This window comes from Stenotrophomonas sp. YJH_SMC_130, assembly GCF_059369035.1.
On record NZ_JCAFSH010000012.1, the window covers coordinates 41961 to 61187 of the forward strand.

Consider the following 19227-nt stretch of genomic DNA (forward strand, 5'->3'; position numbering starts at 1 on the left):
CAGCAACCCGCACGCCACGCCAGCATGCAGGCCCTCATTTCCCGGGTTGCCCATGAAACACTGGATCCTCCGCCTGTATGCCCCGTTGTTCCTGCTGGGGTTCGTTGCCACTGCCGTCGTCTGGGTCGGCCACTGCCACGGTGACCCGCTGTGGTTGCTGGCCCTGCTGGCGGCCGCCATTGCGCTCTCGTTCGCCGCCGAGCGCGCGTGGCCGTACGATCCCGCGTTCAACCACGATCATGGCGACCGCCTGCGTGACACCCTGCATGCGCTGGTCAACGAAGGCCTGAACCTGTTGTCGATCGCGGCGGTGCCGCTGCTGGCGGCGATCATTCCGTGGCAGGTCTGGCCGCTGCAGTGGCCGTTCGCACTGCAGGTACTGGTGGCGATCATCGCTGCCGATCTCGGCATCACCCTGGTGCACTACGCAAGCCATCGCATCGGCTGGTTGTGGCGCCTGCATGCGGTGCATCACAGCGTGACCCGCATGTATGGCTTCAACGGCCTGATGAAACACCCGCTGCACCAGGCGGCCGAAGCGGTGGGCGGTGTGCTGCCGTTGCTGCTGTTGGGCCTGCCGATGCCGGTGGCGGCGGTGCTGGCGTTTGCCATCGCCATCCAGCTGCTGCTGCAGCACTCCAACGTGGATATGCGCCCTGGTGTGCTGGGCCGGGTGATGGCGTGGGCGCCGCTGCATCGCTTCCATCACATGCGTTACGGTACCGCCGGTGACGTCAACTTCGGCCTGTTCCTGACCGCATGGGATCATCTGCTGGGGACCGCCTTCGATGCGCCCGGTTATCGGCTGCAGCAATGCGATCTCGGTATCGGCAGCCAACCGGACTATCCACGCGATTACGCGGGGCAGCTGCTGGCGCCGTTTCGTGAACTGCCGCATGGCGAGGTGCCGGAGCTGCCCGAAGGCCTGCGCAGGCGTGGGTGATCGGCCGTGTCAGGTCGCGTGCAACTGCAGGCCCTGCAGCTGTGCGGCACCGATGCCGAACATGCGGCGCAGGCTGCGCGAGAGATGGGCCAGGTCGGCGAAGCCGGCGGCATGCGCACTGTCGGTCAGGTTGTGCCCGCGCAGATGATGCGTGAGCGCAGTGCGTAGCCGTTGCCACAGCACCCAGCCGCGCAGGGTCACCGCCAGGTCGGACTGGAAACGCCGGTGCAGCTGGCTGGTCGACAGGTGTGCGGCTTCGGCGATGTCGGCAGCTGGCACCGGGCCGGGCAGGTACTGGGCGATACGGGCCAACGCCGCCTGCACGCGGCGGTCCAGCGGTTGCGGGCGGCTCAGCCGTGGCAGCCAATCGCGCAGCTCCAGCGCGTTGCCCGGCAGGGCGTGCAGATGCTGCTGGATCTGGGTGGGATCGGCGTGGGCCGGCTCAAGGAACACCGTGCAGCCTGCTTCCGGTGCCGACAGGATCGCGTGCGGCTGGAACGAAGGCAGCCATAGCCGCTGGCCCTGCTGCTGTACGCCATCGATCTCGACGTGCCAGGGCGTACCGTCGCTCAGCAGCAATTGATGGGCGTAGTGCGCATGCAAAGCGCTGTCACCAGCATGGCCGTGCAGCACGGCGGCGTGCGCATCCAGCAGCAACGTGCCGTTCCAGGGCAGGGCGGGGGAAGACATGACGGGATTGTAGATCCACGCCATGCGTGGATGAATCTCCATCGAAATCGAATATTCCGACAGTTGAACGAAGAGCAGCCGAGCATGGGCTCGGCTCTACAGCAGGCCGTGCAGGGAATTGTCGAATCTGCGGGTACCGGCGCCGCCCGGCCGCGCCCTCACCGCCCCTGCGGATCCGGCCGGTGATGCACGTACTCGACCACCGTGCCATCGGGATGCACCGCATTGAACGCCGCCCCGGTCGGGACCACCTGCAACGGGAAGATGATCTCGGCGCCGGCGGCGACCAGTTTGTCGTGATAAGGCCGAACGTCATCGACCAGCAGTGTCCCCGTGGTCGAAGTGAATGGCGCCAGCGCCTCATCGCAACCTTCGATCAGCAGGAATGCACCGACCATCGCCAGGCGTAGGCCGGCATCGGGAAACGGGAAGCCCGCATCGGCCACCACACCCTGCAACTGCTCGTAGAACGCCACGCTGCGCTCCAGTTCGCCAGGGGCAACGAATACCCGGATCAGCACGCGTGGGCTGCGCTGGGTGGAGGTATCACAGCGGTCACGCCAGAGATGATCGAAGTCGCGGTGTATGTTCATGGGCGGGGTCCAGGGCCGGTGACACCTCATTATCGGCAGCCCCACGCAGCCTGCTGATGACCGCCGGTGATGGCCTGATAACCGCTGGCCGGGTTGCCTCTGTGACTTAGGTCCTGTTGACAGGTGTGAACGCCCTCGCACAATCTTCACAGGATTGGGTCGCTCTGCGCGGCCCGGGCAGGCAGGTTGTCACGCCGGGAGGAGGGTCCCGCGCGCAGACCGGTCTGTCCTTTGGCCTGCGGGAGGTTGCCTGGCAATCCCTGCGCGGCATGAACGCTGCACCCTTCGGCGGCACTTTCCCTGGACCGATTGCCTTGGCAACGGAATTACGCCCGTCGATGAAAACGTTTACAAAGCCGCTTGTACTGTCCCTGGCCCTGTCCGCTGCACTGGCCGCTCCGGCGTGGGCCGACCCTGCCGCGTTCACCGTGCTGACCCTGGAACAGGCCCCGACCGCCGAGGCGATGCCGGCCTTGGCCGCCCAGCTGAAGACCCTGCAGGTGGACGCGGTGAGCGTGCGCCAGGTGCAGCGCGGTATTGGCCAGGTCGATCCGCTGCAGGTGCTGGCCGACGGACTGGGTTACGAATACCGCTTCATTGCTGCGGGCAAGGACGATGGCCAGACCCAACGCGGCCAGGCCGTGCTGACCCGGCTGCCGATCGCCGCTGAATCCGGCCCGGACCAGCCGGGTCTGAACTACCTGCGCCTGGACGATGGCCGCCACACGGTGGCGGTCTATACCGATGCCGGTGCAGGTGCCGCGCAGCTGCCAGCGCTGGTCACCCGTTCGCGGCTGGGTGCACCGGCGGTGCTGCTCGGCGCAGTGGCCGGTGAATCGGCCAAGGCCGCCGGCTTCGATCCGGCGCGTGTGGCGCTGGAAGCGGATGCCAGCTATTTCAGCGACGGTTTCCAGGCCGCCAGCAGCGCACCGTTCAAGGTGGAGGGCAGCACCCTGCGCGCCACCCTGCTGACACTGGCCTATGCCGCCGACAAGCACGGCGAAAAGCCATGGATGGACACCGCCCTCAACGCCGATGCGCGCGCTGCGCTGCTGCTGAAGGCGATGACCGAGGATGAGAAGTTCCAGATGCTGCACAGCTACTTCGGGCTGGGCAAGGACGGTGGCCCACTGCCGGAAGGTGCGGTCGGTTCGGCCGGTTTCGTGCCGGGCGTGGCGCGGCTGGGCATTCCGTCGCAGCAGTCGGCCGATGCCGGCGTCGGCGTGACCAATCCGGGCGGCATCCGTCCGGGCGATTTCGCCACGGCAATGCCCTCAGGCCCATCCACCGCGTCCAGCTGGAACCGCGAAGTGGCCTTCGCCGGTGGCGCGACCATGGGCCGCGAGGCATGGCAGCAGCGCTTCAACATCCTGCTGTCGGGCAGCGTCAACCTGCAGCGCGATCCACGCAACGGCCGCAACTTCGAATATGCCGGTGAGGACCCGCTGCTGGCCGGTTCGATGGTCGGCGCGCTGATCCAGGGCGTGCAGAGCCAGCACGTGATCTCCTCGATGAAGCACTTCGCGCTGAACGACATGGAGACCCGGCGCAACTTCCATGACGTGCGCATCGGCGAACAGGCCATGCACGAGTCGGACCTGCTGGCCTTCGAGATCGCGCTGGAGGCTGGCCGCCCGGGCGTGGCGATGTGCTCGTACAACAAGATCAACGGCACCTACGGCTGCGAGAACGGCTACCTGATGAACCAGGTGCTGAAGCAGGAATGGAAGTTCCCCGGTTTCGTGATGTCCGACTGGGGCGGCGTGCACAGCGGTTCGAAGGCGGCGCTGGCCGGCCTGGACCAGCAGTCGGCCGGTGAAGTGTTCGACGCGGCGGTGTTCTTCGACGAACCGCTGCGTCTGGCCGTGCATGGCGGCGTGGTGCCGCAGGCGCGCCTGAATGACATGGTCGCGCGCATCCTGCGCACGATGTTCCTGCACGGCAACTTCGACAACCCGCCGCAGCACCAGAAGGTGGATGCCGAGGCCGGCTTCGCCGTGGCCCAGCGCACGGTGGAAGAGGGCAGCGTGCTGCTGCGCAATGAGGGCAACCTGCTGCCGCTGGCCGACAGCGTGAAGCGCATCGTCATCATCGGCGGCCACGCCGACAAGGGCGTGATCGGCGGCGGTGGTTCGTCGATGGTGGGCGTCACCGCCAAGGGCACCAATGCGGTGCCGGGCGTGATGCCGACCACCTGGCCGGGCCCGGTGATCTTCCACCCGTCCTCGCCGCTGGAATCGCTGCGTGCGGCGCGTCCGGACGCAACCATCGAGTATGTGGACGGCACCAATGCCGCCGCTGCGGCCAGGGCCGCCGCGCAGGCCGATGTGGCCATTGTGTTTGCCACGCAGTGGGCCGCCGAATCGGTGGACCTGCCGGACATGCAGCTGCCGGACAACCAGGACGCACTGATCTCGGCGGTGGCCGCGGCAAACCCGAAGACCGTGCTGGTGCTGGAAACCAACGGCCCGGTGCGCACCCCTTGGCTGGCGCAGGTGCCGGCGATGCTGCAGGCCTGGTACCCGGGCATCCGCGGTGGCGAAGGCATTGCCGCGCTGTTGACCGGCCAGGTCAATCCGTCCGGCCGCCTGCCGGTGACCTGGGTGGTGGACGAATCGCAGCTGCCGCGCCCGCACATCGACGGCCTCGGCTTCAAGCCGGCCAAGCCGTTCGGTGATGTGTTCGATTTCGATATCGAAGGTGCCAACGTCGGCTACAAGTGGATGGCGGTCAAGGGCCTGAAGCCCACCTTCGCGTTCGGTCATGGCCTGTCCTACACCTCGTTCGCCTATGAAAACCTCAAGGTGAGCGTGGAAGGTTCGCGCCTGGTCGCCAGCGTGGACATTCGCAACACCGGCAAGCGCGCCGGTGCCGACGTGGCCCAGCTGTACCTGAAGCTGCCGGCCGGCAGCACCACGCCGATCCGTCTGATCGGCTACGACAAGGTGAGCCTGCAGCCGGGCGAACAGCGCCGCATCCGCATCGAAGCCGAGCCGAAGACCCTGGCCCACTACGATGCACAGGCGCGCCGGTGGAAGATCGACGGCGGCACCTACCAGGTGCAGCTGTCGCGCAATGCTGCCGAACCGCTGCAGAGCGTGGACGTGCAGCTGGTGGAGCAGGTGCTGCGCTGATGCTTGAAGACACGGCCCCGTAAGGGGCCGTGTCCGTTTGTAGATTGCCGCTGCGCTCGCCGGGCACGGCCCGGCGCTACCGGATATCTACTGTAGCGCCGAGCCCATGCTCGGCTGTTGTAGAACGGAGCCGAGCGTGGGCTCGGCTCTACAGAACGCCGCGCCTGGCGGACGCCGTCATCACCCGGGCGCGCTGCCAAACCACCTGCGCAGGAAATCGATCAGCTGCCGCACCTTCGGTGAAGGCTGCGAACTGTGCGGATAGACCGCGTACACGCTCTGCTGCGGGAAACGGTGCTGGCGCAGCACCGGGCGCAGCCGGTCCTGGGCCAGGTCGTCCTCGATCAGCCAGCGTGGCAGCACGGTGACCCCGGCGCCGGCCACGGCGAAGGCACGCAGGCTGCTGGCACCATCTACGCGCACCACGGCATTGCCCGGGTTGGTGGCGAACAATGCGTCGCTGCCATCCGGCGCCACCACCGGTACATCGGCCAGGCGCGGGTAGCCGAGGCGGGGAAGGGCGCCCAGCTGCACCGGGTCATCGGCTGCATCCGCGGAGGGCAGCCGGGCCAGCAACGAGGGCGCGGCCACCGCGCACAGCGGATGCCGTTCCAGTTCGCTGGCATGCAGGCCTGAATCCGGCAGGCGGCCCAGGCGGATGGCCAGGTCGAAACGTTCGGGAATCAGGTCGGCCGGTGCCGGTGAGGTCGACAGGTGCAGCTGCAGCGCCGGGTGCCGCGCACGGAAGGCCTCCAGCGCTGCGATCAGGCGCAGCTGCGCGTATTCCGGAGTAGTGGTCAGGCGCAGCACGCCCTGCAGCTGGTGCTGGTCGCGGCGCGCGGCATCGATCGCTGCCTGTGCGGCATCCAGTGCCTGCACGCAGTGCTGCAGGAACTGTTCACCGGCCTCGGTCAGCGCCAGGTGGCGGGTACTGCGCAGCAGCAGGGTCACGCCCAGCTCCTGTTCCAGCCGCTTCAGGTTGAAGCTGACCACCGCGCGGCTGAGGCCGAGGCGATCGGCGGCGGCGGTCAGGCTGCCGGCCTCGACCACGGCGCGGAAGATATCGAAGCGGTCGAGGCTGACCATGGCGATCCATTGTCAAAATAGATTTGACAGTGTTGCAGCTGTCGTCGTGTTTTTCCAACAAGGCCCGCACGGCATGCTGGCGACTTCTCCGCTGGAGCGCCGCCGATGCCGTCCCCCCGCCTGCGCCATGAGGCGATTTTCCTGCTGGTATTTGCCCTGGATCTGGTCAACATGTTCATCGCCACGGTGGCCTATCCGGCATTGGCAGCGGAGCTGCACGCCGACGTCAGCACCCTGGCCTGGGTCGGCACGGCCTACATGCTGGGGCTGAGCGTTGTGATTCCGCTGGCGCCCTGGCTGGCCGCGCGCTGTGGCGAGCGTCGCTTGCTGCTGGTGGCGTTGCTCTTGTTCGCGGTCGCCGCTGTGCTGGCTGGCGCAGCGCCAGGAATCGGCTGGCTGCTCGGCTGGCGCCTGCTGCAGGGCCTGGCCGGTGGCCTGCTGATTCCCGTGGCGCAAGCCGCGGCGTACCGCCAGTGCACGCCCGAGCAGCGTGGCGCGTTGACCCGGCGCATCCTGCTGGTGGCGCTGCTGGTGCCGGCACTGGCGCCCGCGTTGGGCGGGCTGCTGGTGCAGTGGTTGTCCTGGCGCGGTGTGCTCTGGGCCAGCCTGCCCTTGGCGGTGGTGGCGATCGGGCTGGTGCTGGCCTGGATGCCGGCCGATGGCGCGCGCAGTGCGCCGCGCCTGCAGGCCTATGCGCTCTCCACGGCGATGATGGCGCTGGGCGCGCTGCTGCTGGCGTTGACCTGGCTGGGTGAACCCGGCCATCGGGCCGCCGGTGCCGTACTGCTGTTGATCGCAATGCTGTTGGCGGCGGCCCACCTGCGACATGCACGGCAGCAGGCGCAGCCACTGCTGCGCTGGTCGCTGTTGTCCCATCGCGGGCTGCGGCTGGCGATGCTGATCTATCTGGCCGTACCCGGTGTATTCATCGGCAGCCAGCTGGTCAGTACCCTGCAGCTGCACCAGGCCGGCTACAGCGCGGCACGCATCGGCGCGTTGATGCTGCCCTGGGCGCTGGCCTCGGCCATTGCGATCACCGCCAGCAAGCGCCTGCTGGCTCGCTTCGGCCCGGCCACGGTACTGCGTGCCGGCATGCTGTTGCAGGCCAGCGGCCTGCTGTTGATGGCGCTGTTGCCGCAGCCGGCCTTCGCCTTGGCCGCGCTGTTGTTCGCACTGATGGGGGCGGGCGGCAGCCTGTGCAGCAGCACGGCGCAGACGCTGGCCTTCCACGGCGTGGAGGGTGAGGCACTGGGCGATGCCAGTGCCCTCTGGAACCTCAACCGTCAGCTCAGCTTCTGCCTCGGTACCGCCGCCATTGCGCTGCTGCTGGCGCTGGCCCTGCAGTGGCTGCCAGCACGCGCCACCAGCGTGGCGCTGGGTCTTGCCGCCGCAATCACGCTGTTGCCGATGGCGCTGTTGCGCCACTCGCACTCTGTTTCCCTTTCGCAACCCGAGAATGCCTGATGGATATCACCGCAGAACATGAAATCCACCTCCTGCACGACAAGCTGCAGGCTTGGCTCCGTGCCGACGTCGGCACCGATGCGCTGGAGGATCTGATGGCGCACTTCAGTGCGGACTTCAGCATGGTCGGTATCGCAGGACGCCGAATGGACCGGAAGGCCGTGCAGGCACTGTTCGCGGGCGGTCATGGCGCGCGTCCAGGACTGCAGATTTCCATCGACGCCGTGCAGGCGGTGGAGGCGCCATCACCGCTGGCGGTGCTGCGCTATCGCGAAGGGCATTCGGTCGACGGCGGCGCACCCGCATGGCGGGAGTCGCTGGCGGTACTGAGGCACGAGCAGGGGCGCTGGTGCTGGCTGGCGCTGCATGAGGTGACGGCAGCCTGATGCTGTAGAGCCGAGCCCACGCTCGGCTGCTCTTCGGAGGTTGCGGTGGCCACAGCCGAGCGTGGGCTCGGCTCTACAACGGCCAGATCGATGCGTGCCCGTCGAGCCGCACATGTGCCATCAGTCCTGCCTGCATCCACCGAAGAATGCAAAGCCTGCACACACTTCACGGCGCCAGGCAGGAGTAGGCTTGGGGCTTTCCTGCCGGGAGGGGTTGTCCATGCGTGTGCGTGCCGTCGCTGTAGCCATTGCCCTTTGCCTGTCCAGCACCGTGCTGGCCGCCGATACCCCGCCGATGACCCCGGACATCAGCGGCAAGCCCTTCGTTGCCCCCGATGTCGGTCGTGACTACGACAAGCGCGTGGTGATGGTGCCGATGCGTGATGGCACCAAGCTGTATACCGTGATCGTGGTGCCCAAGGGTGCCCGCAACGCGCCGATCCTGCTGACCCGCACACCTTACGATGCCGCTGGCCGCGCCAGCCGCAGTGATTCGCCACGCATGCGCGACCTGCTGCCGCAGGGCGACGAGGTGTTTGTCGACGGCGGTTACATCCGCGTGTTCCAGGACATCCGCGGCAAGTACGGCTCCGAAGGCGATTACGTGATGACCCGGCCGCTGCGCGGGCCATTGAACAACACCCAGGTCGACCATTCCACCGACGCCTGGGACACCATCGACTGGTTGGTGAAGAACGTGCCGGAGAGCAATGGCAAGGTCGGCATGCTCGGCTCGTCGTACGAGGGCTTCACCGTGGTGATGGCGCTGACCGACCCGCACCCGGCACTGAAAGTGGCCGCACCACAGAGCCCGATGGTCGATGGCTGGATGGGTGACGACTGGCTCAACTACGGTGCGTTCCGCCAGGTCAACTTCAACTACTTCGCCATGCAGACCGAGAAGCGCGGCAAGGGTACGCCGCTGCCCAGCCTCGGCTACGACGACTACAGCACCTTCCTGCGCATCGGCTCGGCAGGCGACTACGCGCGTTTCACCGGCGTGGACCAGTTGACCTGGTGGAAGAAGCTGGTCGAGCATCCGGCCTATGACGGCTTCTGGCAGGGCCAGGCGCTGGACGCGGTGATGGCAAAGACACCGCTGAAGGTGCCGACCATGTGGCTGCAGGGCCTGTGGGACCAGGAGGACATGTGGGGTGCCAACCACGCCTATCAGGCGATGGAAGGACGCGATAGCGGCAACAACCGCAATTACCTGGTGATGGGGCCGTGGCGACACAGCCAGGTGAACTACAGCGGCAGCGAACTGGGTGCGCTGAAGTTCGACGGCGATACCGCGCTGCAGTTCCGCCGCGACGTGCTCAAGCCCTTCTTTGACCAGTACCTGGTGGATGGCGCGCCGAAGGCCGATACGCCACCGGTGCTGATCTACAACACCGGCGAAAACCACTGGGACCGCTTGAAGGGCTGGCCGCGCAGCTGCGACAAGGGCTGTGCTGCCAGCAGCAAGCCGCTGTACCTGCGCGCCGGGGGCAAGCTGGCGTTCCAGGCACCGGCGGCGGGCGAGGGCGACTTCGAGGAGTATGTGTCCGATCCGGCCAAGCCGGTGCCGTTCGTGCCGCGCCCGGTACGTTTCGGTGACCGCGACATGTGGACCACCTGGCTGGTCAAGGACCAGCGCTTCGTCGATGGTCGCCCGGACGTGCTGACCTTCATCACCGAACCGCTGGCCGCGCCGCTGCGCATCGGCGGCACGCCGGTGGTTCACCTGCAGGCCTCGACCAGTGGCACCGACAGCGACTGGGTGGTGAAGCTGATCGACGTGTATCCGGACCAGGAAGCGTCCACGCCGGAGATGGGTGGCTACGAGCTGCCGGTGTCGCTGGCGATCTTCCGTGGCCGCTACCGCGAGAGCTTCAGCGATCCGAAGCCGCTGGCCGCCAACCAGGTGCTGCCGTATCGCTTCGATCTGCCCAACGCCAACCATACGTTCCAGAAGGGCCACCGGGTGATGGTGCAGGTGCAGTCCAGCCTGTTCCCGCTGTACGACCGCAATCCGCAGACCTACGTGCCGAACATCTACCTGGCCAAGCCAGGCGATTACCAGAAGGCCACGCAGCGCGTGTGGCACAGCGCTGCGCAGGCCAGCTACATCGATCTGCCGGTGTATTGAGGCCCGCAGGGTGGCGCCGGGCCGTGCCTGGTAGCACGTGGTAGTGCCGGCCGCTGGCCGGCATCCGCAATGGCGCAGGAGCGTGTCGACCAAGGTCGACACCTGCCAGGGCCCGGGCCTTCAGCCCACCTTCGACGGGCCCGTGCGCCAGCGGCTGGGGACCAGGCCGAAGCGCTTGCGGAACGCGGCGGCGAAGTTGCTGGGGTGGCGGTAGCCGCTGGCGGCGGCAGCCTGCTCGACGGTCCATCCGTTCTCGCGCAGGCCCTGTTCGGCATGGCGCATGCGCTGCTCATGCAGGTAGTCGAACACCGAGCTTCCATATTGCTGGGCAAAATGGCGGCGCAAGGAACTCGGACTCATACAGGCCAGCTGGGCCAGTTCGATCAGGCTGTGGGCATGGCTGGGGTCGTCATGCAGGTAGCTGCGCACGCGCTCTAGCCGCTCGCGCTGGCCGGCGCGCAGCGTGCGTACATGCTCGGTCTGCATATCCTGGGCCTGCAGGCCGACGGCCAACACCTGCAGGGCCACGCCTTCGCGCCACAGCGCATCGATGTCGTCTTGCCAGGGGCTGTCGAACAGTTGGGCGAGCGTCGGCAGCATCGCGTGCGGAATGGCCCAGTGGCGGCACTGCAGAGGGGACTGAAGGATCCGTTGCAGTGCCGGCAGGCGCAGCATGTCCACGTCCAGATCGGCCGGTACGCTCAAGCTGACCCCGCGCAGGTGGCTGCCACCAGGATGCAGACCGGCCATGGAAACAGGTTCATGGTGACTGGTGGTCATGCCTGTGCCGGCGCGCAGGGTGAAGCCCTTGCGACGAGGAAACTGGACATCCACTTCGCCCTGCAGCATCAGGCGGATGGTCAGGCCGGCATCGTGCACAGCGGTGGCCGTATAGGTAAAGCGGTTGTGCACGTCCGAGGCGATCAGGCCCAGGCCACCGCGCAGTGACTGTTCGTGGACGTCGCCACGCCCTGCCCATTGGTCGTCGCGCAGTTCACTCCCTTCGATCCGGTAGTCGTAGCCATGGCGTTCGCCGAACTGGCGGTAATCAGCAAAAGTGAAATATCGGGACATCGCTCTGCGCAAACACAGGTTGAATTGAATGTGTCGAAGAATCTGGAAGCGTTTCCCATTGTCGCCGCGATTCGCGCGCTTTTGACTTCGATAAGGTCAAAACGATTTGCGATTACGGCCAAAGTGAAAAAGCAGAAGAACATACGCCGGCGTTTTGCACGCATATCCGTACGCAATTCCATACATAAACTGCAGTTGAGGTTTCATGGCTGGAACGATCTGGAGATGCGATGTCAGCCCGGCCATCACGGGCGCGCGCGTAAGGTAGGTAGGTTGGCTATTGCAGGCCACTTCGATACCCCCGCATTTGGAGAACGCAGATGATTGACTACCAGCTCACCGGCAAGACCGCGATCGTGACCGGCGGCGTGTCGGGCATCGGCCTGGCCGTGGCCCAGACGCTGGCCGCATCCGGTGCCCGTATTTCGGTCTGGGACCTCAAGCAGGATGCAGTGGATGCCACCGTGGCGCAGTTGCGCAGCACCGGCACACAGGCCATCGGCATCGCGTTGGACGTCACCGACGACGCGGCGGTGGAGGCAGCGGTGCAGCGCACGATCAAGGAACTCGACGGCCTGCACGTGGCGGTCAACAACGCCGGCATCAGCGGGCCGGCCGCCGCCAGCGGTGACTATCCTATCGATGGCTGGCAGCGCGTGATCGATGTCAACCTCACCAGCGTGTTCCTGTGCCAGCGTGCGCAGATCCAGGCCATGCGCGCGGCCGGCACGGGCGGCAGCATCATCAACATGGCCTCGATCCTGGGCCAGGTGGGCTATGCCGGTTCCACTGCGTACGTGGCGGCCAAGCACGGCGTGGTCGGGCTGACCCAGACCGCCGCCTGGGAGCATGCGGCCGACGGCATTCGTGTCAACGCGGTCGGCCCGGGCTTCATCAGCACACCGCTGCTGGAGAAGATGGACCCGAAGGTGCGCGCCACGCTGGAAGGGCGGCACGCGTTGAAGCGGCTGGGTACGCCGGAGGAAGTGGCCGCATTGGTAGCCTGGCTGGCCAGCGACGATGCCTCGTTCGCGACCGGCACGTACTACGCCATCGATGGTGGCTACCTCGCGCAGTGAGCGAATGCGGCCCGCAGATCCACGCCATGCGTGGATGAAAGCGGGCGGTGAAGAAGGCGTGCCATGGCCTTCACCGCCGTCCCACAATCGCCGCGCGACGCTGCGGGAAAATTCCGGAGCTTGCCCATGGAACTCACCCAGGATGTCTCCATCCTGCTGCGCGTAGCCGCAGCGATGCTGTTCGGCGGTGTGCTCGGTGTCGAGCGGGAAATGGGCAAGCACGCCGCCGGCCTGCGTACGCACATGCTGATCGCAGGGGCCGCCGCGTTGATCGTCGGCCTTGGCGACTCGGTGGCCGAGCATTTCCAGCAGGAGCGTTACCGCGACCTGCTGCAGGTTGATCCGGTGCGCCTGATCGAAGCGGTGGTGGCCTGCGTCGGCTTCGTGGCCGCTGGCACCATTCTGCGCGGCTCACGCGAGGACCAGGTCAGCGGCTTGACCACCGCCAGTTCGCTGATCATGGCGGCGGCGATCGGGATTGCGGTGGGGATCAGCAAGTACGTGATCGCCATCGGCGTGAGCGTGCTGTGCGTGCTGGTGCTGGCGGTGATGCGGCGGTTGGAGAAGAAGATCTAAGGGGTTGAGGGAGTGGGATCAGAATCCCTTCGGGGGATCTGATCGTGATTCCAAGGCGGAGTTGAAGCAGTCAGGTCTGCTGCGAAGTGTTGCGCTGCAGGATGGCCAGTGCTCTGGCCAGCATCTGGTCAGGAACATCCGTCGTAGCGCCGTACAGATCTGCGATTCCCACTTCAACGCAGGAACAGATCAGGTCATTCAACTCCTCGTGCTTGTCTGTGGCGATCTGCCCCAACAGAGATGGCGGCAATGGATCGCCTCGACCCGCGATCTGAAGCTCTGAGCCTGCCTGATCCCAGTCTGGCAGGGCCATGGGTTCGCCCGAATCCGGATATGCGCGCAGGTGGGCGATGAGCGCATCCAAGCCTGCATGATTGAGAAGGTTCGCTTCAGCGTAACCGGCCAGGCAGTCAGCTGCCTGTTGCTGCATGGACTGCAGGTCGCGGGTGGGGGCGAGTGTCATTCGTGTACCAGAGATGGGGCAGGATCCAGTGTGGTGGATGCGCGCCACTGTCTCAACCGTCTTAATGGTCGTACCAATAATTGATTCTAGCCCTATGGTCTAATAGGCTCTTCGCGCAATCAGCGGTTCAATCTGCGTCCAGTGGCTCCATAAATCCATTATTGGTACGACCAATAATGCTGTAGCCCATGACCGCCCACCCCTGCGGTGTTGAACCCGTCCCCCAGTCGAGAGTCTTCATGCAGCCCTGGCAACACCTGTACGACCCCGCCGGCAACCTGTGGTTGTCGAGCCTGATCGCGCTGCTGCCGATCGCGTTCTTCTTCGTTGCCCTGGCCGTGCTGCGCATGAAGGGCTGGCTGGCCGGCACGATCACCGTGGCCATCGCACTCGGCGTGGCCCTGTTGTTCTACCGCATGCCGTTGCCCCAGGCGCTGGGCGCGGCTGGCTTCGGCTTCGTCTACGGCCTGTGGCCCATCGCGTGGATCATCATCGGTGCGGTGTTCCTCTACAAAGTTTCGGTCAAGACCGGGCAGTTCGACATCATCCGCGCTTCGATCCTGTCGGTGACCGAAGACCAGCGCCTGCAGATGCTGATGGTCGGTTTCGCCTTTGGCGCCTTCCTGGAAGGCGCGGCCGGTTTCGGTGCGCCAGTGGCGATCACCGCGGCGCTGCTGGTCGGGCTGGGCTTCAAGCCGCTGTATGCCGCCGGCCTGTGCCTGATCGTCAACACTGCGCCGGTAGCGTTCGGCGCGATGGGCATTCCGATCATCGTGGCCGGGCAGGTCACCGGCCTGGATGCATTCGAGATCGGCCAGATGGCCGGCCGCCAGCTGCCGTTCCTGACCATCATCGTGCTGTTCTGGATCATGGCGATCATGGATGGTTGGCGGGGTATCAAGGAGACCTGGCCGGCGGTGCTCGTTGCGGGTGGTTCGTTCGCCATCGCGCAGTACCTGACCTCCAACTTCATCGGCCCGGAGCTGCCGGACATCACCGCCTCGCTGGCGTCGCTGGTGTGCCTTACCCTGTTCCTGCGCCGCTGGAAGCCGGTACGGATCTTCCGTTTCGACACCGAAACCAGCGCCGAGGCGGCCGCACAGACGCTGGAGGCACCGCGCCACAGCGTCGGCCAGATCGCCAGGGCATGGTCGCCGTTCCTGATCCTCACCGCGATGGTCACGCTGTGGAGCATCAAGCCGTTCAAATCGCTGTTCGCGGCGGATGGCCCGCTGGAAGGCTGGGTGCAGAAGATCCCGGTGCCGGGCCTGGATCAGCTGGTGCAGAAGATGCCACCGATCGTGGATGCGCCGCTGAGCTATGAGGCGGTCTATAAATTCGACTGGTTCTCGGCCACCGGTACCTCGATCATCCTGGCTGCGTTGATCGCCATCATCGCGCTGCGCATGCCGGCCCGTTCGGCGCTGCAGACCTTCGGCGAGACCGTGCGTGAGCTGCGCATGCCGATCTACTCGATTGGCATGGTGCTGGCGTTCGCCTTCATCGCCAACTACTCGGGACTGTCTGCCACGTTGGCCCTGGCGCTGGCGCATACCGGCGACGCGTTCCCGTTCTTCTCACCGTTCCTGGGCTGGCTCGGCGTGTTCCTGACCGGTTCGGACACCTCGTCCAATGCCTTGTTCTCGGCACTGCAGGCCACCACCGCACAGCAGATCGGCGTGTCCGACGTGCTGCTGGTAGCGGCCAACACCACCGGCGGTGTCACCGGCAAGATGATCTCGCCGCAGTCGATCGCCATTGCCTGCGCGGCGGTCGGCCTGGCCGGCAAGGAGTCGGATCTGTTCCGCTTCACGGTCAAGCACAGCCTGATCTTCACCACGATGGTCGGCCTGATCACCCTGGCCCAGGCTTACTGGCTGACCTGGATGATTCCCTGAGCCATGCGCGGCTGGCCGACCACCCGCTGCGCGCTTCGGGCCACAATGGCGCCATGAGCACGCAACGTATTTCGGACAAGGTGGCCGCGCAGCTGCGCGGCCTGGTGCAGGAACAACGGCTGCAGCCGGGTGACCGGCTGCCCGCAGAGCGCACCCTGGCGGTGCAGCTGGGGGTCTCGCGCACGGCCTTGCGCGAGGCCATCGCGCAGCTGGCCAGCCAGGGCCTGCTGACCGCACGCGTCGGTGGCGGCACCTACGTGGCCGAGCCTGCGGCACGCGCGCGGCAGGCGCTGGATGAACCGCTGGCGCCGTACCTGCCGCTGTTCCAGGGCGACCCGGAATACCGCTTCGACGTGCTGGAGATCCGCCACGCGCTGGAAGGTGCCACCGCCTGGCATGCGGCGCTGCGTGCCACTGACGAGGACCGCACGCGCATCGCGCAGGCCTTCCAGACCATGATGGACGCGCACGGCAAGGACGACCCCACCGGCGAGGCGGAGGCCGACGCGGCCTTCCACCTGTCCATCGCCGAGGCCTCGCACAACCTGGTCCTTCTGCAGGTGATGCGCGGCCTGTTCGAACTGCTGCAGACCAACATCTCGCAGAGCCGCGAAAAGCTCTACACCTCGGCGAGGACCTTCTCGCCGCTGTCCGACCAGCACCGCGAGATGATGGATGCGGTGCTGGCCGGCGACCCCGAACGCGCGCGCGTCGCCGCGCATGCCCACCTCGAGTTCGTGCACACCACGCTGCGCACCCTCGATGACAACGAAGCCCGGCGTGCGCGGGCCTCGCGCCTGCCTTCCCCCCACGGTTGACCCCATGATCATCTCCGCCTCCACCGATTACCGTGCTGCTGCCGAACGCCGGCTGCCGCCGTTCCTGTTCCACTACATCGATGGCGGCGCGTATGCCGAGCACACGCTGAAGCGCAACGTTTCCGACCTGTCCGACATCGCGCTGCGCCAGCGCATCCTGCGCAACATGTCCGACCTGAGCCTGGAAACCGAGCTGTTCGGCGAGAAACTGGCGATGCCGGTGGCGCTGGCGCCGGTCGGGCTGACCGGCATGTATGCGCGGCGCGGCGAGGTACAGGCGGCGCGCGCGGCCGACGGCCGTGGCATTCCATTCACCCTGTCCACGGTGTCGGTGTGCCCGATCGAGGAAGTGGCACCGGCCATCCAGCGGCCGATGTGGTTCCAGCTGTACGTGCTGCGCGACCGCGGCTTCATGCGCAACGCGCTGGAGCGGGCGCAGGCCGCAGGCGTGACCACGCTGGTATTCACCGTGGACATGCCGGTGCCGGGCGCGCGCTACCGCGATGCACACTCGGGCATGAGCGGCCCGAATGCCTCGCTGCGCCGTATCGGCCAGGCCATCACCCATCCGCACTGGGCGTGGGACGTGGGCCTGTTCGGCCGCCCGCATGACCTGGGCAACATCTCCACCTACCGCGGCAACCCGACCGGGCTGGAGGACTACATCGGCTGGCTGGGCAGCAACTTCGATCCGTCCATTTCATGGAAGGACCTGGAATGGATCCGCGAGTTCTGGAAGGGGCCGATGGTGATCAAGGGCATCCTCGACCCGGATGACGCGCGTGATGCGGTGAAGTTCGGTGCCGATGGCATCGTGGTCTCCAATCACGGTGGCCGCCAGCTGGACGGTGTGCTGTCCACCGCACGCGCACTGCCGGCGATTGCCGACGCGGTACAGGGCGATCTGAAGATTCTCGCCGATTCGGGCATCCGTACCGGCCTGGACGTGGTGCGCATGCTGGCGCTGGGGGCCGATACCGTGCTGCTGGGGCGTGCCTTCATCTATGCGCTGGCCGCGCAGGGCGAGGCCGGCGTGGCCAACCTGCTGGACCTGATCGCCAAGGAAATGCGCGTGGCGATGACCCTGACCGGTGCGCGCCGCATCGCCGACATCGGCCGCGATTCGCTGGTCAGCCTGCCATGAGCGGCCACGACGCCGTGCTGGCACAGTTGCGCGATGCGGTCGGCAATCGCCATGTACTGACCGGCGACAAGGCCACGCGGCGCTTCCGTCGCGGCTACCGCTTCGGCGATGGCCCAGTGCTGGCGGTGGTGCGACCGGGGACGCTGCTGGAACTGTGGCGCGTGCTGCAGGCAGCGGTGCAGGGCGGCGCCGCGATCATCCTGCAGGCGGCCAACACCGGGCTGACCGGTGGCTCGACCCCGGACGGCGATGACTACGGCCGGCCCATCGTGCTGGTCAGCACGCTGCGCCTGACCGGCATCCAGCTGTTGAACGAAGGCCGCCAGGTGCTGTGCCTGCCCGGTGCGACGCTGGACCGGCTGGAGCAGACGCTGGCGCCACTGGGCCGCGAACCGCATTCGGTGATCGGCTCGTCCTGCATCGGCGCCTCGGTGCTGGGCGGCATCTGCAACAACTCCGGTGGCGCGCTGGTGCGTCGCGGCCCGGCCTACACCGAGCTGGCGCTGTATGCGCAGGTCGATGCGCAGGGCCAGTTGCAGCTGGTCAACCATCTCGGCATCGCGCTGGGTGATACGCCCGAGCAGATCCTGCAGCGCCTGCAGGCCGGTGACTACACGGCCGCCGACGTGGGCGATGGCGACGGCCGTGCGGCTTCCGATCCACGCTATGCCGAGGAAGTACGCAAGGTCGATGCCGATACCCCCGCACGTTTCAACGCCGATCCCAGCCGCCACTTCGAGGCGGCCGGGTCCGCGGGCAAGCTGGCGGTGTTCGCGGTGCGCCTGGACACCTTCGAAAAGGAGGCCGCCGAAGTCTTCTACATCGGCAGCAACCGCACCGACAGCCTCACCGCGATCCGTCGCCAGCTGCTGACCGGCTTCGAGCGCCTGCCGATCGCGGGCGAGTACATTCACCGCGATGCCTATGACATCGGCGAGCGCTACGGCAAGGACAGCTTCCTGCTGATTGATCGCCTCGGTACCTCCCGTGTGCCCGCGGCGTTTGCATTGAAGAGCCGCGTCGATGGCTGGTTCGAACGGCTGGGCCTGCGCGGGGTGACCGACCGGGTGATGCAGGTGCTGACCGGCCTGCTGCCCTCGCACCTGCCAAAGCGCATGGGCGAGTTCCGGCAACGCTATGAGCATCACCTGTTGCTGAAGGTCTCTGCCCAGGACGCTGCGGAAACCGAGGCCTGGTTGCGCGGGTTCTTCGCCGGGCACGAAGGCGGCTATTTCCACTGCACGGCCGAGGAGGGACGCAAGGCGTTCCTGCATCGCTTTGCCGTGGCCGGTGCCGCAGTGCGCTACCGTGAAGTGCATCGTGACCAGGTGCAGGACATCGTCGCGCTGGACATCGCGCTGCGCCGCGACGATACGGATTGGTTCGAGCAGTTGCCGGCCGATATCGACGGCCGCCTGCTGCACAAGCTGTATTACGGGCACTTCCTCTGCCACGTGTTCCACCAGGACTACATCGCCCGCAAAGGTGAAGACCCGATGGCGATCGAGCATGCGATGTGGGCATTGCTGGACCAGCGGGGCGCCGAGTATCCGGCCGAGCACAATGTCGGCCACCTGTATCCGGCCAAGCCGGCGCTGGCGGGCTTCTACAGGCAGCTGGACCCGAGCAATACGTTCAATCCCGGTATCGGCCAGACCTCGAAGGCCAAGGGGTGGGGTGGCTGCGACTGCGGATGATGTAGAGCCGAGCCTATGCTCGGCTGCTCTTCCTGATAAACAGCAGTCGAG

16 protein-coding genes are annotated in these 19227 nt (G+C 66.5%); 11 read left to right on the plus strand and 5 right to left on the minus strand.

The genetic code is table 11. The features are described from left to right. The first annotated feature begins 52 nt into the window (after positions 1-52). Entirely contained in the window at positions 53-943 is an 891-nt protein-coding gene (locus tag AC5P5V_RS13780; RefSeq protein WP_134969102.1) for a sterol desaturase family protein, read from the plus strand. A gap of 9 nt (positions 944-952) precedes the next feature. On the opposite strand, the gene AC5P5V_RS13785 is transcribed toward AC5P5V_RS13780, so the two are convergent. Continuing rightward, a complete protein-coding gene (locus tag AC5P5V_RS13785) occupies positions 953-1657 on the minus strand; it encodes an AraC family transcriptional regulator (protein ID WP_134969103.1) in 705 nt (234 codons plus the stop codon). 134 nt (positions 1658-1791) lie between these two features. Continuing rightward, positions 1792-2226, minus strand: coding sequence for a VOC family protein (locus tag AC5P5V_RS13790; protein ID WP_134969104.1), 435 nt, complete (start codon positions 2224-2226; stop codon positions 1792-1794). A gap of 338 nt (positions 2227-2564) precedes the next feature. Here AC5P5V_RS13790 and AC5P5V_RS13795 point away from each other — a divergent pair, with 338 nt between their 5' ends. Further along, positions 2565-5360 (plus strand): beta-glucosidase family protein, encoded by a 2796-nt coding sequence (locus tag AC5P5V_RS13795; protein ID WP_134969105.1) that lies wholly within the window; start codon positions 2565-2567, stop codon positions 5358-5360. Positions 5361-5540: 180 nt separating this feature from the next. Here AC5P5V_RS13795 and AC5P5V_RS13800 read toward each other — a convergent pair whose 3' ends face one another. After that, the gene (locus tag AC5P5V_RS13800) at positions 5541-6446 is read right to left on the minus strand and encodes a LysR family transcriptional regulator (protein WP_134969106.1); all 906 of its coding nucleotides are present in this window, start codon (positions 6444-6446) and stop codon (positions 5541-5543) included. Positions 6447-6551: 105 nt separating this feature from the next. On the opposite strand from AC5P5V_RS13800, the gene AC5P5V_RS13805 reads away from it, so the two are divergent. From AC5P5V_RS13805 to AC5P5V_RS13815, 3 genes are all read left to right on the plus strand, one after another. Further along, on the plus strand, positions 6552-7910 hold the full coding sequence (locus tag AC5P5V_RS13805) for an MFS transporter (RefSeq protein ID WP_231352165.1): 1359 nt from the start codon (positions 6552-6554) through the stop codon (positions 7908-7910). Then, positions 7910-8296: a DUF4440 domain-containing protein gene (locus AC5P5V_RS13810; protein ID WP_134968671.1), complete on the plus strand. Its 387-nt coding sequence runs from the start codon at positions 7910-7912 to the stop codon at positions 8294-8296. The genes AC5P5V_RS13805 and AC5P5V_RS13810 overlap by 1 nt, the downstream gene beginning before the upstream one ends. Before the next feature lie 220 nt (positions 8297-8516). Then, positions 8517-10427: a CocE/NonD family hydrolase gene (locus tag AC5P5V_RS13815; protein ID WP_134968670.1), complete on the plus strand. Its 1911-nt coding sequence runs from the start codon at positions 8517-8519 to the stop codon at positions 10425-10427. Positions 10428-10547: 120 nt separating this feature from the next. Here the strand turns inward: AC5P5V_RS13815 and AC5P5V_RS13820 are convergent, their stop codons facing one another. Beyond that, complete coding sequence (locus AC5P5V_RS13820; RefSeq protein ID WP_049414561.1) at positions 10548-11501, minus strand: helix-turn-helix transcriptional regulator; 954 nt, start codon at positions 11499-11501, stop codon at positions 10548-10550. Positions 11502-11821: 320 nt separating this feature from the next. Between AC5P5V_RS13820 and AC5P5V_RS13825 the strand changes: the two genes are divergently transcribed. Continuing rightward, on the plus strand, positions 11822-12580 hold the full coding sequence (locus AC5P5V_RS13825; RefSeq protein WP_072167469.1) for an SDR family NAD(P)-dependent oxidoreductase: 759 nt from the start codon (positions 11822-11824) through the stop codon (positions 12578-12580). A gap of 126 nt (positions 12581-12706) precedes the next feature. After that, positions 12707-13156: an MgtC/SapB family protein gene (locus tag AC5P5V_RS13830; protein WP_049422814.1), complete on the plus strand. Its 450-nt coding sequence runs from the start codon at positions 12707-12709 to the stop codon at positions 13154-13156. Positions 13157-13226: 70 nt separating this feature from the next. On the opposite strand, the gene AC5P5V_RS13835 is transcribed toward AC5P5V_RS13830, so the two are convergent. Then, positions 13227-13619, minus strand: a complete 393-nt coding sequence (locus AC5P5V_RS13835; protein ID WP_049422813.1) for a hypothetical protein — start codon at positions 13617-13619, stop codon at positions 13227-13229. Positions 13620-13858: 239 nt separating this feature from the next. Here AC5P5V_RS13835 and lldP point away from each other — a divergent pair, with 239 nt between their 5' ends. The 4 genes from lldP to dld are packed head-to-tail and all read left to right on the plus strand — an operon-like array spanning position 13859 to position 19176. Continuing rightward, positions 13859-15517 carry an L-lactate permease gene (gene lldP / locus AC5P5V_RS13840; protein WP_134968669.1) on the plus strand — a complete coding sequence of 553 codons (1659 nt, stop codon included), beginning with the start codon at positions 13859-13861 and terminating at the stop codon, positions 15515-15517. A gap of 53 nt (positions 15518-15570) precedes the next feature. Further along, positions 15571-16335, plus strand: a complete 765-nt coding sequence (gene lldR / locus AC5P5V_RS13845) for a transcriptional regulator LldR (RefSeq protein ID WP_495215912.1) — start codon at positions 15571-15573, stop codon at positions 16333-16335. Positions 16336-16339: 4 nt separating this feature from the next. Further along, a complete protein-coding gene (lldD, locus tag AC5P5V_RS13850) occupies positions 16340-17479 on the plus strand; it encodes an FMN-dependent L-lactate dehydrogenase LldD (protein ID WP_134968668.1) in 1140 nt (379 codons plus the stop codon). Further along, positions 17476-19176: a D-lactate dehydrogenase gene (gene dld, locus AC5P5V_RS13855; RefSeq protein ID WP_134968667.1), complete on the plus strand. Its 1701-nt coding sequence runs from the start codon at positions 17476-17478 to the stop codon at positions 19174-19176. Before lldD ends, dld begins: the two co-directional genes overlap by 4 nt. Positions 19177-19227 lie beyond the last annotated feature (51 nt).

Bases quoted from the DNA above. Each gene is read 5' to 3' on its own strand.
- AC5P5V_RS13780 (WP_134969102.1), top strand. From the start codon at position 53: ATGAAACACTGGATCCTCCGCCTGTATGCCCCGTTGTTCCTGCTGGGG.
- AC5P5V_RS13815 (WP_134968670.1), top strand. From the start codon at position 8,517: ATGCGTGTGCGTGCCGTCGCTGTAGCCATTGCCCTTTGCCTGTCCAGC.
- AC5P5V_RS13790 (WP_134969104.1), bottom strand. From the start codon at position 2,226: ATGAACATACACCGCGACTTCGATCATCTCTGGCGTGACCGCTGTGAT.
- AC5P5V_RS13835 (WP_049422813.1), bottom strand. From the start codon at position 13,619: ATGACACTCGCCCCCACCCGCGACCTGCAGTCCATGCAGCAACAGGCA.
- AC5P5V_RS13805 (WP_231352165.1), top strand. From the start codon at position 6,552: ATGCCGTCCCCCCGCCTGCGCCATGAGGCGATTTTCCTGCTGGTATTT.
- dld (WP_134968667.1), top strand. From the start codon at position 17,476: ATGAGCGGCCACGACGCCGTGCTGGCACAGTTGCGCGATGCGGTCGGC.
- lldD (WP_134968668.1), top strand. From the start codon at position 16,340: ATGATCATCTCCGCCTCCACCGATTACCGTGCTGCTGCCGAACGCCGG.
- AC5P5V_RS13830 (WP_049422814.1), top strand. From the start codon at position 12,707: ATGGAACTCACCCAGGATGTCTCCATCCTGCTGCGCGTAGCCGCAGCG.
- AC5P5V_RS13810 (WP_134968671.1), top strand. From the start codon at position 7,910: ATGGATATCACCGCAGAACATGAAATCCACCTCCTGCACGACAAGCTG.
- AC5P5V_RS13820 (WP_049414561.1), bottom strand. From the start codon at position 11,501: ATGTCCCGATATTTCACTTTTGCTGATTACCGCCAGTTCGGCGAACGC.
- AC5P5V_RS13785 (WP_134969103.1), bottom strand. From the start codon at position 1,657: ATGGCGTGGATCTACAATCCCGTCATGTCTTCCCCCGCCCTGCCCTGG.
- AC5P5V_RS13795 (WP_134969105.1), top strand. From the start codon at position 2,565: ATGAAAACGTTTACAAAGCCGCTTGTACTGTCCCTGGCCCTGTCCGCT.
- AC5P5V_RS13800 (WP_134969106.1), bottom strand. From the start codon at position 6,446: ATGGTCAGCCTCGACCGCTTCGATATCTTCCGCGCCGTGGTCGAGGCC.
- lldP (WP_134968669.1), top strand. From the start codon at position 13,859: ATGCAGCCCTGGCAACACCTGTACGACCCCGCCGGCAACCTGTGGTTG.
- AC5P5V_RS13825 (WP_072167469.1), top strand. From the start codon at position 11,822: ATGATTGACTACCAGCTCACCGGCAAGACCGCGATCGTGACCGGCGGC.
- lldR (WP_495215912.1), top strand. From the start codon at position 15,571: ATGAGCACGCAACGTATTTCGGACAAGGTGGCCGCGCAGCTGCGCGGC.